The 14,464-nt window shown below is 74.2% G+C and carries 13 protein-coding genes and 1 pseudogene; 9 read left to right on the top strand and 5 right to left on the bottom strand.

The annotated features are described in order from the left end of the window. Positions 1–2: 2 nt before the first annotated feature. Positions 3–170 carry a hypothetical protein gene (locus tag VSR01_RS31380; protein WP_326452384.1) on the bottom strand — a complete coding sequence of 56 codons (168 nt, stop codon included), beginning with the start codon at positions 168–170 and terminating at the stop codon, positions 3–5. Positions 171–585: 415 nt separating this feature from the next. On the opposite strand from VSR01_RS31380, the gene VSR01_RS31375 reads away from it, so the two are divergent. Further along, entirely contained in the window at positions 586–1,554 is a 969-nt protein-coding gene (locus VSR01_RS31375; RefSeq protein ID WP_326452383.1) for a DUF4231 domain-containing protein, read from the top strand. A 338-nt stretch (positions 1,555–1,892) separates the two neighbouring features. Here VSR01_RS31375 and VSR01_RS31370 read toward each other — a convergent pair whose 3' ends face one another. Further along, a complete protein-coding gene (locus VSR01_RS31370) occupies positions 1,893–2,378 on the bottom strand; it encodes a hypothetical protein (protein WP_326453922.1) in 486 nt (161 codons plus the stop codon). Positions 2,379–2,643: 265 nt separating this feature from the next. Between VSR01_RS31370 and VSR01_RS31365 the strand changes: the two genes are divergently transcribed. Both VSR01_RS31365 and VSR01_RS31360 read left to right on the top strand, forming a co-directional pair. Continuing rightward, on the top strand, positions 2,644–3,504 hold the full coding sequence (locus VSR01_RS31365; protein ID WP_442785590.1) for an alcohol dehydrogenase catalytic domain-containing protein: 861 nt from the start codon (positions 2,644–2,646) through the stop codon (positions 3,502–3,504). Then, positions 3,477–3,896 (top strand): annotated as a pseudogene (locus VSR01_RS31360) (zinc-binding dehydrogenase); the annotation flags it as partial. The gene VSR01_RS31365 and the pseudogene VSR01_RS31360, both read left to right, overlap by 28 nt. 85 nt (positions 3,897–3,981) lie before the next feature. Here the strand turns inward: VSR01_RS31360 and VSR01_RS31355 are convergent. Continuing rightward, positions 3,982–4,263 (bottom strand): hypothetical protein, encoded by a 282-nt coding sequence (locus VSR01_RS31355; RefSeq protein WP_326452382.1) that lies wholly within the window; start codon positions 4,261–4,263, stop codon positions 3,982–3,984. A gap of 412 nt (positions 4,264–4,675) precedes the next feature. On the opposite strand from VSR01_RS31355, the gene VSR01_RS31350 reads away from it, so the two are divergent. The 5 genes from VSR01_RS31350 to VSR01_RS31330 all read left to right on the top strand — a co-directional run bounded on the left by VSR01_RS31350 (position 4,676) and on the right by VSR01_RS31330 (position 11,321). Beyond that, on the top strand, positions 4,676–7,177 hold the full coding sequence (locus VSR01_RS31350; RefSeq protein WP_326453921.1) for a discoidin domain-containing protein: 2,502 nt from the start codon (positions 4,676–4,678) through the stop codon (positions 7,175–7,177). 98 nt (positions 7,178–7,275) lie between these two features. After that, complete coding sequence (locus VSR01_RS31345) at positions 7,276–8,175, top strand: glycoside hydrolase family 3 C-terminal domain-containing protein (protein WP_326452381.1); 900 nt, start codon at positions 7,276–7,278, stop codon at positions 8,173–8,175. A 277-nt stretch (positions 8,176–8,452) separates the two neighbouring features. After that, entirely contained in the window at positions 8,453–9,289 is an 837-nt protein-coding gene (modA, locus tag VSR01_RS31340; protein WP_326452380.1) for a molybdate ABC transporter substrate-binding protein, read from the top strand. Positions 9,290–9,297: 8 nt separating this feature from the next. Further along, on the top strand, positions 9,298–10,158 hold the full coding sequence (locus tag VSR01_RS31335) for an ABC transporter permease (RefSeq protein WP_442785730.1): 861 nt from the start codon (positions 9,298–9,300) through the stop codon (positions 10,156–10,158). Continuing rightward, positions 10,137–11,321, top strand: coding sequence for an ABC transporter ATP-binding protein (locus tag VSR01_RS31330; RefSeq protein ID WP_442785729.1), 1,185 nt, complete (start codon positions 10,137–10,139; stop codon positions 11,319–11,321). The genes VSR01_RS31335 and VSR01_RS31330 overlap by 22 nt, the downstream gene beginning before the upstream one ends. Positions 11,322–11,348: 27 nt before the next feature. Here VSR01_RS31330 and VSR01_RS31325 read toward each other — a convergent pair whose 3' ends face one another. Then, positions 11,349–12,593: a ThuA domain-containing protein gene (locus VSR01_RS31325; protein ID WP_326452377.1), complete on the bottom strand. Its 1,245-nt coding sequence runs from the start codon at positions 12,591–12,593 to the stop codon at positions 11,349–11,351. A gap of 263 nt (positions 12,594–12,856) precedes the next feature. On the opposite strand from VSR01_RS31325, the gene VSR01_RS31320 reads away from it, so the two are divergent. Continuing rightward, complete coding sequence (locus tag VSR01_RS31320) at positions 12,857–13,327, top strand: VOC family protein (protein WP_326452376.1); 471 nt, start codon at positions 12,857–12,859, stop codon at positions 13,325–13,327. A 229-nt stretch (positions 13,328–13,556) separates the two neighbouring features. Here the strand turns inward: VSR01_RS31320 and VSR01_RS31315 are convergent, their stop codons facing one another. After that, the gene (locus VSR01_RS31315) at positions 13,557–14,219 is read right to left on the bottom strand and encodes a helix-turn-helix transcriptional regulator (protein ID WP_326453920.1); all 663 of its coding nucleotides are present in this window, start codon (positions 14,217–14,219) and stop codon (positions 13,557–13,559) included. Positions 14,220–14,464: the final 245 nt, after the last annotated feature.

Below are 14,464 nucleotides of genomic sequence, written 5' to 3'. Positions count from 1 at the left end.
GATCAGATGCAGGAGTTGAAGGTGGCCCCCGACTCCCTGCGACCGGTGAGCGCGGACGCGGACCGCCGCAGGCTCCTTTCCAGCGCGCCGCCGCCCGGCAGACGCGTCGCGGCCTGGGGAACACGGATCTCCGGCGTGGCGGAGTGAGAAGAGTGCGCGGAAGTGTTCACGGCCGTCCTATGGGCGGGAGGTCCGGCGCGGTCCATGCCCCGGACAAACGGGATCATGGCTTGCCGGAGCGGAGTGGATAGGCAATTCGGGATACTAGCGCGAGTGGACTTCGCGCGCATCCCGCCGCGCGCATCCCGCAGCGGGGTACGCGCGCACGTGGGACTCGCGTTCATCCGAAAACACGATCCCGGTGTCATGCGGAAAGGCGACCCCGGACCGGAATTCGGGGTCAACCTTGACCCTATTGTGCGAATGAATTCCCAGGAAAGGCGTCGACCGTCCTCCTTGGCGTGAAGTGCTCTGTTCAGGTGACGCGCCGCGCCGCATGCTCCGGGCTACCGGAGGATGCGGCGCTTTTGGCCACGAAGCGGGCGCGGGACCGGGACCGCCGGGGGACGGGGGTGACGCGTGGGCGTGTCCGGACGGCCGCCCCGGCGCGGCACGGCGACCGGCCGTGGCACGGTGGTCGGCCGCAGCACGGTGGTCGGCGACGCGCAGCTGCCGGCGCTGTTCCGCGTCGCCGACGCCGCGGCGGTGCGCCGGCAGCGGCTGACGGTCGACTGGGTGCGGCGGCAGTTGGTGCTGCTGGTCGCGGCGGCGGCCTGCTCGGCGACGCCGTGGCGGTGGCGGGTCGGCCATGTCGACCTGCTCGCGGCGACCAGCGCGGCGGCCTACGTCGGGGCGTTGTGGTTCACCTGGCAGACCGCGCGCCATCACCACCGCGAGAACTGGCAGTTGCACCGCAGCGCCGCCGAACTGCTGCGCTCCCACTGCTGGCGGTACGCGGTGCGCGGCAGTCCGTACGACAGCGGACTCGCCGATCCCGACGGCGACTTCGAGGTCCGGGTCAACGACAGCCTGCACGAGCTGCGGACCGCGGGCTGGCACGACCCACGACCGGCCGGCGCCGCGCACGAACGGGCGCTGATCACCCCGGCGATGCGGGAGCTGCGCGGCAGGCCGCTGGCGGTGCGCCGCGACGTGTACGTGCGCGACCGGGTGATGGAGCAGCGCGACTGGTACCGGCGCAGGACCGGCGAGTCGCGCCGGGCGGCGGCGGTCTGGCAGTCCGTCGCCTTCGCCGGCACGGCCGCCGCGCTGGCCGCGGCGGCGGCCCGCGCGTTCGAGTGGGGGACGTCCATGGACCTGGTCGGCCTCGCGTCCTCCGCGGCCGCGGCCGGGGTGGCCTGGAGCGAGCTGCGGCAGTACCAGCCGCTGGTGGCCGCGCACTCCGTCGTCGCGCAGGAGCTGGACACGATGGTCGTGACCATGCCGAAGATCACGGAGGAGTCGCGCTGGTCGGTCGCCGTGCGGGCCGCCGAGGACGCGATCTCCCCCGACCACACGGCCTGGCTCGCCCGCCACCACGACGCCGGCCGCTGAATTCATCGGGCGCGGGCCCTCGTACGCCAGCAGAACGCCGGACGTGCGCTTCGGGGCGCGGGGAACCGCGCGAGCAGCCCATCACCGGCTGGGGGTACCTCCCGGGCGAAGGTCTGGGGGAGGCGTGCGGGGGTACCTCCCGGGCGAAGCTCTGGGGGAGCGGTTCCCCGCGCCCCTGGGGGTCGACGCCCAGCGCGGGGCTGAACCAGCCTGGGGTGCCCGGCGGCGCGGCGTCCGGCGCCGAGCTGACGGGAAGGGCCACCGGCCCGAGGTGATGCGGAGGCCGACGCGGAGTCGTCGAAGGAGGCGCGGCCCGAGCCGCCGACTCGGCGACAGCGTCAGGGGCGGTGGACGCCGGGGCGCCAGATCACGGAGACGGGCTTGCCCAAAGCCCGCGCATAGTGGACGACTTCGGCCGTCCCGCCCTGCCCGCGCGCCGGCATCCCGTCCCACACCGCGACGATGAGGTCGCAGTGGTCGGCGATATACGCCCCCGCGGCGTAGTACGCCTCGCCGCAGACCCGCGCGAAGTCCAGCGCGACATGCGTGTCCGCCCGCCGCAACAGCACGCGGAACCGGGCCAGTTCGGCGGGCGCGAACGTGCTCTCGTAGTCGTCCGCGGGCGTCACCGCGGTCAGCCGCGCCCCGCTGTCGAGCGCGATCTCGGCGAACAGCTGGTCCGCGCCGGCCGCGAGGCAGCTGAGCGCCTCCACGGACCCGGGCCGCCCCACGACCGCCCGCAGCTCCCGGGTGAGCGCTCTCCGTACGTGCCCGGTCAGTTCCGCCGGGATCGCCCGGTGCCCGGTGACACCGATCCTGCGCACCGCGCCCGGTCCGCGCCGCCCCGCGGCCCCCGGCGGCTCGCCGGCCCGACCCCACGCCCCAGCCATGCGGACCAGTGTGCCAGGACCGGGCAGGATGGACCGGGCCCGGCGGAAGCGCGCAGCGCCCGAACGGCGCGCCGCGGCGCACGGACGGAGCGGCGGCGCGAGCGGCCGAGCGGCGCGAGCGGCACGCGGCACGGGCGGCACGGGCCACGCCGGGCGCGGGCGGCGCGGCCAGCGCGGGAAGGAACGGAAGGGTGCGGACATGCGAGCGGTGCTGATCGAGGAGTTCGGGCGGCTGCCCGAGGTACGGCGGGTGGCGGACCCCGCGCCGCCGCCCGGCGGCGTGGTGATCCGCGTGGAGGCCACCGGCCTGTGCCGCAGCGACTGGCACGGGTGGCTCGGCCACGACCCCGGCATCACGCTGCCGCACGTGCCGGGCCACGAACTCGCGGGCACCGTCGTGGCGACGGGCGCGGGCGTGACCGGCTGGCGCGAAGGCGCCCGCGTCACCGCGCCGTTCGTCTGCGCGTGCGGGACCTGTGCGGCGTGCGCCCGCGGCGACCAGCAAGTGTGCGAGCGCCAGCAGCAGCCGGGCTTCACCCATTGGGGCTCCTACGCGGAGTATGTGACGCTCCATCACGCCGACGTGAACCTGGTGGCGGTGCCCGACGGCATGGCGACGACCACGGCCGCCTCGCTCGGCTGCCGTTTCGCCACCGCCCACCGCGCGGTGGTCGCGCAGGGCGGAGTGCGGCCCGGCGAGTGGGTCGCGGTGCACGGCTGCGGCGGCGTGGGGCTCTCCGCGGTGATGATCGCGGTCGCGGCGGGTGCCCGGGTGGTGGCCGTCGACCCCTCGCCGCGCGCCCGCGAGCTGGCCCTGTCGCTCGGCGCACAGGCCGCGGTGGACCCGGCCGCCACCGCCCCCGGCGCGGCCGAGACCCCCGTGGCGACGCCGGAAACGCTCTCCACGCCGGGGGAGCGCTCTCCGACACCGCCCCCGCCCCTTCCGCCCCGGCCACCTCCCCCTCCCCCGCCGGGCCGTCCGCGGCGCACGCCACCGCATCCGCGGGACCCGCCACCGCATCCGCCGCACACCACACCGCCGAGGCCGTGCGCGAGCTGACCGGCGGCGGCGCGCACCTGTCCCTGGACGCCCTCGGCTCCGCCGCGACCTGCGCCGCCTCGGTCGCCGGGCTGCGGGCCCGCGGCCGGCACGTCCAGGTCGGCCTGCTCCCGGCCGGCGGCACACCCGTGCCGATGGACCGGGTGCTGGCCCTGGAGCTCCAACTGCTCGGTAGCCACGGCATGCCCGCGCACGCCTACCCCGAGCTGATGCGCCAGGTGGCCGCCGGCACGCTGCGCCCGGAGCTGCTGACCGGGTCGGTCATCGGCCTGGACGAGGCCCCGGCCGCCCTGGCGGCGCTCAGCGGCGGCTCGCCCGCCGGCATGACGATGATCGCGCCGCGGGAGGCATCCCGGGAGGCGGCCAGGCGGGCGCCGCACGAGGCGCCATGAGCGGCACCGTCCCGAGCGCCGCGGGAAGCACCCCGGGCGCGCCCGGCTCACCCGGGGCGAGCGTGGGCCGGCCCGGCTGGTCGGTCTAGTCGGTCCGCGGCTTCCAGTCCGGCGCGAGCGCGCACTGCATGTAGTGCGTCTGCCGCCACCGCTCCCACACCACGCTGTGCACCCCGACCGCGTTCTCCGCATAGGTGTCGCACTCCGCGCACCCCTCGCGGGGGCCCGGCCGGGTGCCGTGGTCGTCGAGGTGGTGAGTGGCCCAGCGGTACAGGAAAGCGCCCGGATTGGGGGTCTCCGGGTCCAGGAACCGTGCCTCCAGTTCGCCACAACGGGCACACTGTCGGCTCTCCACACCTCTGCTCACGCAGAAGAGATTACGTTCTCCGCCGCGGCGCACGGGTCGTTTTCACGCCACACCCCTCGAACGGGCGGCCGACGCGCCGGGCTCCCCTCGCAGCTCAGCAGGGTTGCCCCGGGGGATCGTCGACCGTCCGGGCGGACCGGCGCACGACGGCCGACCGCCCCGCACACGGCCGCGTGGCCGGGCCCACGGGGGCGTTCCACAGCGGACGCACAGGGATTGACACGGGTTCGACGCGGCCGGGACACTCCCCCGGAGAGCGCTCTCCCGAGTCAACTCCGGATGCCGTCGCGGCAGTCCGCAGTCCCCCAGCCGTCCGCGGACGGCGCCTCCCGTGGAGATGCAGATGAGGTTCCTTACCCCCCTCGTGCGACGCACGAGACGACACAGATCGCTGGTGGCGATCGTCGCCGTGATGGCGCTGGCGATCGGCGGCGCCATCGGCGCGACTAGCGGGACGGCGCAGGCGGCGGACACGCTGCTGTCCCAGGGCCGGACGGCCACCGCCTCCTCGACGGAGAACGCCGGCACCCCCGCCTCCGCGGCGGTGGACGGCGACACCGGCACCCGCTGGTCCAGCGCCGCCTCCGACCCCCAGTGGCTCCAGGTCGACCTGGGCAGCACCGACACGATCACCTCGGTGGTGCTCAACTGGGAGACCGCGTACGGCAAGGCGTTCACGATCCAGGTCTCCGCCGATGCCCAGACCTGGACCGACGTCTACTCCACCACCACCGGCGCCGGCGGCACGCAGACGCTCGCCGTAAACGGTTCCGGTCGCTACGTGCGGATGTACGGCACCGCGCGCGGCACCGGATACGGCTACTCCCTCTGGGAGTTCCAGGTCTACGGCACGGCCGGCGCGGCCGGCGGCTGCGGCACCGTGAACGCGGCCCGCGGACGTACCGCGACCGCCTCCTCCACCGAGAGCGCCGGCACCCCCGCCTCCGCGGCCGTCGACGGTGACACCGGCACCCGCTGGTCCAGCGGCGCCTCCGACCCCCAGTGGCTCCAGGTCGACCTGGGCGCGAGCGCGAGCGTGTGCCGCGTGGTGCTCAACTGGGAGACCGCGTACGGCAAGGCGTTCACGATCCAGGTCTCCGCCGATGCCCAGACCTGGACCGACGTCTACTCCACCACCACCGGCACGGGCGGCACCCAGTCGCTCGACGTCAGCGGCTCCGGGCGCTACGTGCGGATGTACGGCACCGCGCGCGGCACCGGATACGGCTACTCGCTGTGGGAGTTCGAGGTCTACACCGGCAGCGGATCGACCGCCGGCGGCGGAACCAACGGCGGCGGGACGAACGGCGGCAGCACCGGCGGCACCAACCCGGGCGGCGGCGACTTCTCCGGCTCGGTGATCTCCGCCTACAAGCAGGTCTCCGCGTCGTCCTACGAGGGCGGCAACGCGCCCGCCGCGGCCCTCGACGGCCGCACCGACACCCGCTGGTCGAGCCTGTACACCGACAACGAGTGGCTCCAGGTGGACCTGGGCGCCATCGGCTCCGTCACCGGCATCGTGCTCAACTGGGAGTCGGCGTACGGCAAGGGCTACCGGATCGAGGTGTCGGACAACGGCACCGCGTGGACGCAGCTCTACAGCACCACCGACGGCAAGGGTGGCGTCGAGCAGCTCCCGGTGACCGGCAAGGGCCGCTACGTGCGGCTGACCGGCACCGCGCGCGCCACCGGATACGGCTACTCCCTCTGGGAGTTCCAGGTCTACGGCACGGTGGACTCCTCCACCTCGACCCCGCCGCTGCTGTCCGGGCCGACCAAGGCCCCGGCCACCACCGGCCAGTTCGCGCTGTCCGCCCCCGCGGACCACGCGATGGTCACCAACACCCGGCGTCCCGCGCTGTCCTGGGCGGCCGTCGGCGGCGCGGCGCACTACGAGGTGTGGATCAACATCAGCCGCACCGACTACGACTTCACCGCGTCGGGCAACCTGCTGGACCTCTACACCAAGGTCGCCGAGCCCACCGGCACCAGCTACACGCCGAGCTGGGACATCACCGACCGCTGGACGTACAAGTGGTTCGTCGTCGCAGTGAGCGGCTCGGGTACGCGGGCCACCTCGAACATCCGCACCTTCAGCGTCTACCTGCCGGACATCGAGCAGGTGAACGACGGGATCAACGTCATCAACGGCGCGCGTGACCTCAACAAGGACGGCACGATCGAGCCGTACGAGGACTGGCGGCTGTCGGTCGACACGCGGGTGAGCGACCTGCTCTCCAGGATGACCCTGGAGGAGAAGGCGTACCAGATGTTCTACAACGTGCAGCAGTACCCCATGTCCGGCTGGCACTTCGGGCCCGCGCAGCCGGCCGACCTGAACAACGTGCTGCTGTCGACGGCGGCCACCCGGCTCGGCATCCCGCCGGTCTCCGCGGGCGACACCACCGCCGGCTACCAGACGACGTACCCGTTGCAGAGCACGCTGGCGGCGGGCAAGGACTACCCGCTGGACTACCAACTGGGCGACATGCAGCGCAAGGAGGAGCTGGAGGTCGGCGCCCGCGGCACGCTGTCGCCGCTGGCCGAGGTGGGCACCAAGGTGCTCTACCCGCGCATCCAGGAGGGCGGCGGCGAGAACGCCGACGTGGCCGCGGCCCAACTGCGGGCGCTGGTCGCCGGGTTGCAGGGCGGCCCGGAGCTGAACCCGCACTCGGTGCTGGCCACGGTCAAGCACTGGCCGGGCGAGGGCGCCGGCGGCGAGGCCGGGATCGTCTACGACGGAGTCACGATCAAGTACCACATGATCCCGTTCAAGGCGGCGATCGAGGCCGGCGCGGTGAACATCATGCCGGGCTACGCGGGCAGTTCGTACCTCGACCCGGGCGGTCCCGGGCCGGCGACAGCGCCAAGATCCTGGCCTACCTGCGGCAGAACATCGGCTACACCGGCCTGATCACCACCGACTGGCTGCCGTCGTCGGCGTGGATCAACGCGGCGAACGCCGGCTCGGACGTGATGGGCGGCGCCGACCCGGGCGCCACCGGGTTCACCATGGCGAGCTTCGAGCAGCAGGTGCCGCAGTCGCGGATCGACGACGCGGTGGGGCGCATCCTGAAGCTCAAGTTCGAGCTGGGGATCTTCGACCACCCGTACGGCGACCCGGTGAACGGCCCGTACCGCTTCCACCAGCCGTCCTACGTGCAGCTGGCGAACCAGGCGGCGCGCGAGTCGGACACCGTGCTGAAGAACGACGGCGTGCTGCCGGTGAAGCTGAACGCCGGCGACAACATCGTGGTCACCGGCGACCGGGCGACCGACGGCGCGGCCTGCTGCATCTGGTCCAGCTACTTCCACCCGGACGACGGTTCGCTGGACATGCTGGACGCGATCAAGAAGCGGGCCGCGACCGCGGGCGTCAACGTCTACCAGGACACCGGTCCGACGCCGAAGCTCGCGGTGGTGGACGTGGGCGAGCCGTCGTACACCCACGCCACCGCGTGGCCGGACACCCAGCCGTACCTGCCGGCCGACCAGGTCGCGCTGATCCAGAAGTTCAAGAACCAGGGCGTCCCGGTGGTGGTCGTGCTGACGCTGCCGCGACCCATCGTGATCAGCGACTGGAACAACCTGGCCGACGCCATCGTGGTGACCTACCGCGGCGGCGAGGAGGTGGGCCCGGCCACCGCCAGCCTGCTCTTCGGCGACTACACCCCGCACGGCCACCTGCCCTGGCAGCTGCCGCGCAGCCTGGACCAGGTGCTCAAGCCGGGCGGCGGCGACACCCAGGCCGACGCCAACGAGGCGTGGGACCTGCCGTACGACCTCGGCGCGACGGACGCCGAGCGGCAGGACATCCGGGCGAAGATCGACGCCGGACAGACGGTGCCGACCACGTACGGCAATCCGCTGTACGCGTACGGCGCGGGCCTGACCAGCTGGGCGACCGGCTGAGAAGGCTGACCGGTCGAACCACGGCGGCCGTCTCCTCGACGCACCACGCGTCGAGGAGACGGCCGTTCCCGTGTGGGCGGCCGTTCCCGTTGACGCGGCCGTTCCCGCCCGGCGGCAGTCCGCATCCGATCGTCGGAGGATCGCACAAGCGAGCCCCGAGCCGGGAGATGTTCGGATTATGCAATGGTCCAGCAGACATCTGCCTCGCAGATGCGGCACTATCATCGGCACAGCCAGGTCAGCCGTGGTCCGAGAGGCGCCGAAAGGGAGAAACCTTGTGACAACCCGTTCCGCGCGACGGCGCGCCCTGGTGGCCGTCGCCGCCGGCGCCACCGCACTGCTCGCGCTCACCGCCTGCTCCTCGTCGGACGACGACACGTCCTCCGACGCCCCGGCCGCCACGCCGACCGGCACGGCGGGCTCGCGGGCGACGAAGGTGTCGGGCACGGTGGTGGTGTTCGCGGCGGCGTCGCTGAAGGAGAGCTTCACCACGCTCGGCGAGGACTTCGAGAAGGCGTACCCGGGCACCAAGGTGGTCTTCAGCTTCGGCGGCAGCGACACGCTCGCGGCGAGCATCACCGGCGGCGCGCCCGCCGACGTCTTCGCCGCGGCCAGCCCGACGACCATGAAGACGGTCACCGACGCGGGCGACGGCGACGGCACGCCGGACACCTTCGTCCGCAACCGGCTGGAGATTGCCACACTGCCCGGCAACCCCCGGCACATCACCACGCTGAAGGACCTCACCGGCTCCGGCCTGAAGGTCGCGCTGTGCGCGAAGACGGTGCCGTGCGGGGCCGCCGCGCAGACCGCACTGCGCGCGGGCGGTCTGCGGCTGACCCCGGTGTCGTACGAGCAGGACGTGAAGTCGGCGCTGACGAAGGTGGAGCTGAAGGAGGTCGACGCCTCGGTGGTCTACCGGACGGACGTGAAGGCGGCCGGCGGCAAGGTCACCGGCGTGGACTTCCCCGAGGCGGCGAAGGCGGTCAACGCGTACCCGATCGTCACGCTCGAGCACGCGCCCAACCCGGCGGCCGCGCGGGCGTTCGTGGCGCTGGTGGAGTCCGCGCAGGGGCAGAAGGTCCTGGGCGAGGCGGGCTTCCTCAAGCCGTGAGGCAGCCCGTGAAGCGGTTTCCCGGTCCTGGCGCGGGGCGGTCCTCGCAGCCGCGCGTGCGACGGTCCGCGGGCCCGCGGCGACGGCCGCGCGGCGCTCCACTGCCGCTGCTGGCGCCCGCCGTGGTGGGCATGGCGTTCCTGCTGGTGCCGCTGCTGGCGCTGCTGATCAGGGCGCCGTGGCGGTCGATGCCGGACCAGCTGACCGGCGCCGCGGTGTGGCAGGCGCTGCGACTGTCGCTGGAGACGGCGACCTCGGCGACCGTGGTGGCGCTGGTGCTGGGCGTGCCGCTGGCCTGGCTGCTGGCCCGCACCCGCTTCCCCGGCCGCCGGATCGTACGGGCCCTGGTGACGCTGCCGCTGGTGCTGCCCCCGGTGGTGGGCGGTGTGGCGCTGCTGCTGGCGCTCGGCCGCAACGGCGTGGTGGGGCGCTGGCTGGACGCGTGGTTCGGGATCACCCTGCCGTTCACCACGGCCGGGGTGGTGGTGGCCGAGGCGTTCGTGGCGATGCCGTTCCTGGTGATCAGCGTCGAGGGCACGCTGCGGGCCGCCGACACGCGCTTCGAGGAGGCCGCGGCGACGCTGGGCGCCTCGCGCTTCACCGCCTTCCGCCGGGTGACCCTGCCGATGATCGCGCCGGGCGTGGCCGCGGGCGCGGTGCTGGCCTGGGCGCGGGCACTCGGCGAGTTCGGTGCGACGATCACCTTCGCGGGCAGCTTCCCCGGCCGCACCCAGACCATGCCGCTGTCGGTCTACCTCGCCCTCCAGGACGACCCGGACGCGGCGATCGCGCTGAGCCTGGTGCTGCTGGCGGTCTCGGTGGCGGTGCTGGCCGGCCTGCGCGACCGCTGGACGGGGGCGGCGGCGTGACGGCGGGGAGCGGGAGCGCCGGTCTCGACGCGCACCTGGTGGTGGACCGGGGCGCGTTCCGGCTGGACGTGCGGCTGGCGGCGGCCCCTGGCGAGGTGCTGGCGCTGCTCGGGCCGAACGGCGCGGGCAAGACCACGGCGCTGCGCGCGCTGGCCGGGCTGACCCCGCTGACCGGGGGCGCGCTGACGCTGGACGCCGCGGTGCTGGAGGACCCGGCGCTGCGGCTGCGGGTGCCGCCCGAGGACCGGCCGTGCGGCGTGATCTTCCAGGACTACCTGCTCTTCCCGCACCTGAGCGCGCTGGACAACGTCGCCTTCGGGCCGCGCTGCCGCGGCATGGGCAGGGCGCGGGCCCGGCAGCTCGCCGCGGACCTGCTGGACCGGATGGGTCTGGCCGACCACGCGCACGCCAGGCCCCGGCGGCTGTCCGGCGGCCAGGCCCAGCGGGTGGCGCTGGCCCGGGCGCTGGCGACCGCGCCGCGGCTGCTGCTGCTCGACGAGCCGCTGGCCGCGCTGGACGCGGCCGCACGGCTGGAGGTGCGGGCCGAACTGCGCCGCCATCTCGCGGAGTTCGAGGCGGTCGCGGTGCTGGTGACGCACGATCCGCTGGACGCGATGGTGCTGGCCGACCGGCTGGTGGTGGTCGAGCACGGCGAGGTGGTGCAGGAGGGCACGCCGGCCGAGATCGCCCGCCGGCCGCGTACCGACTACGTCGCCCGGCTGGTCGGGCTCAACCTCTACCGCGGCGAGGCGGACGGTCACCTGGTGACGCTCGGGCCCGAACTGGCCCTGACCGCCGCGGAGTCGCTGTCCGGCCCGGCCTTCGTCGCGTTCCCGCCGAGCGCGGTGACGCTGCACCCGGCGCGCCCGGACTCCAGCGCACGCAACGCCTGGCCGGCCCGGGTCACCGGCATGGAGTCGCACGGCGACCAGATCCGCGTCGCACTGGCCGCCGAGCCCGGCGGGACGGCGGCGGAGCCCGATGGGACGGCGGCGGGGCCCGGCGGGTTGGCGACCGATGCCGGCGGGACGGCGACCGAGCCCGGCGGGTTGGCGCTCACCGCCGACCTGACCGCGGTCGCGGTCGCCGAACTCGCCCTGGTGCGGGGCGCGCGGGTGTGGGCCACCGTCAAGGCCGCCCAGACGCACGCCTATCCGGCCTGACCTGCCCCACACCCGCGCCTCATCCGGTCAGCTCGGCAATGTCCACTGCTGGTTGACCGATCCGGTGCAGCTCCAGATCTGCAGCCGGGTGCCGTTGGCCGAGCTGGGCCCGGTGGCGTCCAGGCACTTGCCGGAGCCGTCGTTGACCAGCGTCGAGCCGGAGGCGTGCCACTTCTGCGCGGCCGTGCCGTTGCAGTCGTACAGCTGCACGGTCGTGCCGTTGGCCGTACCCGCCCCGGTCACGTCCATGCACTTGCCCAGCGCCTTGAGCGAACGGTCCGAACCCACCGTCCAGCTCTGCGCGTTCGTCCCGTTGCAGTCGTAGAGCTGCACCGCCGCGCCGTTCGCACTGCTCGCCCCCGCCACGTCCACGCACTTGCCCGCGTAACCCGACCGGATCGCACCGGTGGCCCCACCCGACGGCGGGGTGACCGGTCCCGACCTGCCGGCCGCCCACGCGATCTCCTGGAGCAGGAGCTTGTTCTGCTGCGCGCTGGCGAAGGTGGACGACAGGGCGGTGTTCGTCGTGTAGTCCATCGCGTTGTGGCCGAAGTTGTTGTAGACCATGCGGTAGTTCCGGTTGGACCAGACGATGGGGTAATAGCCGCTGTACCACGTCTGGTCGGGATCGGTGCCGATCGGGAACGTCGAGGGGTCCATCGACGCGAGGATGTCGATGTCCGGGTTGTTCCGCAGGTCGTTCTGCCAGCTGTACCACTCGCTGACCGACGAGGTGATGGTGGCGGGCAGGCCCGCGGTCGCCGGGTGGGCGGGGTCCTCGATCCGCAGCGTCTCGGCCGTCGGCCCCCAACTGTTGGACTGGAACAGGCCGGTGCCCAGGAACGTCTGGTGGTACCACGACCAGCTGTCGGACGAGGAGTCGTTGTACGCCGCGACGTGGAAGCCGATCCAGCCGCCGCCGTTGTCCATGTAGGTCCGGAACGCGCTCTGTTCGGCGGCCGTGCCGGGGTAGTTGTCGAGGAACATCACCACCTGGTAGTTCGCCAGGTTGGCGGCGGTGAGCTGGGACCAATCGTTGGTGGCGGTGTACGTGAAGCCGTTCGCGGCGGCCTGCTGCGGGAACCACGCGTTGGCCTCGTGGACGAAGCTGATGTGCGCCGCGTCGTAAGTGCCGTCGTAGAACGCGATCACGTGGAACGGGGTGTCGGCGTGCGCGGGGTGGGCGGCGGGCGCGGCCTGGTAGCCGAGCAGCACGGCGAGCAGCGCGAACAGCCGTACCAGCGTTTGGGCCGCGGTACGTCGTCTGAGCATGTGGGGGGCCTTCCTGTGGGCGACGGTGGGGGCGCGCGCCTGTGGCCCTGATTGAAAGGTCCAGACTATGTTCATGTCAATGGCTCGTGGTCAGATCCATGACCCCGCGGGAGCCTGGGGGCGGGGCCACGGGAGCGGTCGCCGGGGCCGGGCGGGCGGCGCGCGGGCGGCGGGCGAACGGCGGGCGGGCCGGATCGCGGCCGGATCGCGGCGTGTCCGTTTCGTTCAAGACCCGCGGGGGCGCGCCGCCTAGCGTGAGGGGCATGAACGCACAGAACACGCACGACGCGGCGGGCCGCCAGGACGGCGGGCCCGGTCAGCGGGTCACGCCGCGCTTCGACCTGATCGGGTTGGTCGTCGCCGACATGGCGGCGTCCCTGGCCTTCTACCGCCGCCTGGGCGTCGAGGTGCCGCCCGGCGCGGACGGCGAGCCGCACGTGGAGGCGGCGCTGCCCGGCGGCCCGCGGCTGGCCTGGGACACCGAGGCGACGGTCCGCTCCTTCCACCCGGACTGGACCCCGACGGGTGGGGACGGCCGGATCGGCCTGGCCTTCGACTGCGGGTCGCCCGCGGGAGTGGACGCGGTGTACGCGGAGTTGACGGCGGCGGGCCACACCGGCCGGCTGGAGCCGTGGGACGCCTTCTGGGGGCAGCGGTACGCGGTCGTCCACGACCCGGACGGCAACACCGTCGACCTCTTCGCCGCCTCCGAAGAGCCCCCGGCCGCCGGCTGAACCCCGCGCGAGCGGTGAGGTGCGCGGCCGGGCGGAAGGCGCACGGCCGCCGGGCGGTGAATGCCGGACGGTGGGCGGTGGGCGCGAACTACGGTGGGGCGCACACCTGCCAGGCGGTGGGCGCGAACTCCCGGAGGGCGCACACCCGCCAGGCGATGGGCGTGAAGCTCCCAGCGAGCCAACGGCCGCCGGGTGGTGGGCACGAGCGGCCCGGTGACGCGAACCGCCGCTACGCGGTGAGGAGTTCGCTCAGCGGCAGCCCGGTCAGCGCCCTGACCTCGCGGGCCAGGTGCGGCTGGTCGGCGTAGCCCGCGTCGGCGGCGACCGACGCGAACGGCAGCCCGCCGCGGGCCAGTTCCAGCGCCCGCTGCAACCGCAGCACCCTGGCCAGCGTCTTGGGCCCGTAACCGAAGGCGTCCTCGCAGCGCCGCCGCAACTGCCGCTCGCCCAGGCCCACGGCCGCCGCGACCTCGGCGACACCGCGGCCCGCGGCCAGCCGCGCCGCGATCTCGGCCGGCAGCCGCCGCTCGCCGCGCCTGGCCGCGTCGCCCGACGTCTCCTCCCCTGCCATCCGCAGGACACGGCGGGCGGCCCAGGCGTCGAGGGCGGCGGCGGGGTCCTCGGCCGCGCGCTCGGCGAGCCGCCGGGCCGGTCCGTCCCCCCACAGCGCGTCCAGCGGGACCCGCCGGTTCCGCAGCTCCTTCGCCGGCACGCCCAGCACCCGCGGCGCGGACCCGGGCGCGAAACGCAGCCCCGCGTACCGCGTCCCGACCCGCGCGCTCGCCACGTACGCCACGGTGTCGGGGCCCGCGACCAGCAGTTCGCCCTCGCACCAGAGCAGATCCATGCACCCGTCGGGCAGCACCCGGTACGGCGCCCGCGCGAGGGTCACGGGTCCGGACCGCGCGGACGCGCCCGGCCCGCCCGATGCTCGCGGAGCGCTCGCGGCGTCCTGGGGGCGAATGTCCAGCGGGCCGGCCGCGTACCCGGCACGTACGCCCGTGGCGGCAGGCGGGTCCGCGCCGACCGTGCGGGTCCACACCGTGACGCCCGCGGCCCGCCCGCTCCACTCCTGGTACCGGCCCACTCCCCCATGGTCGCACCGGGCCGCGCGGCGGCGAGCCGGCCGGCGGGACG

Source organism: Actinacidiphila sp. DG2A-62 (genome assembly GCF_035825295.1).
In the GTDB taxonomy this organism is placed as follows: Bacteria; Actinomycetota; Actinomycetes; order Streptomycetales; family Streptomycetaceae; genus Actinacidiphila.
The sequence above is the reverse complement of the archived record's forward strand: the minus strand, read 5'-3'. Positions and strand labels throughout refer to the sequence as shown.

Coding starts and splice junctions, on each gene's coding strand:
- VSR01_RS31365 (WP_442785590.1), top strand. CDS start 2,644: ATGCGAGCGGTGCTGATCGAGGAGTTCGGGCGGCTGCCCGAGGTACGG.
- VSR01_RS31345 (WP_326452381.1), top strand. CDS start 7,276: ATGGCGAGCTTCGAGCAGCAGGTGCCGCAGTCGCGGATCGACGACGCG.
- VSR01_RS31350 (WP_326453921.1), top strand. CDS start 4,676: ATGGCGCTGGCGATCGGCGGCGCCATCGGCGCGACTAGCGGGACGGCG.
- VSR01_RS31320 (WP_326452376.1), top strand. CDS start 12,857: ATGAACGCACAGAACACGCACGACGCGGCGGGCCGCCAGGACGGCGGG.
- VSR01_RS31325 (WP_326452377.1), bottom strand. CDS start 12,593: ATGCTCAGACGACGTACCGCGGCCCAAACGCTGGTACGGCTGTTCGCG.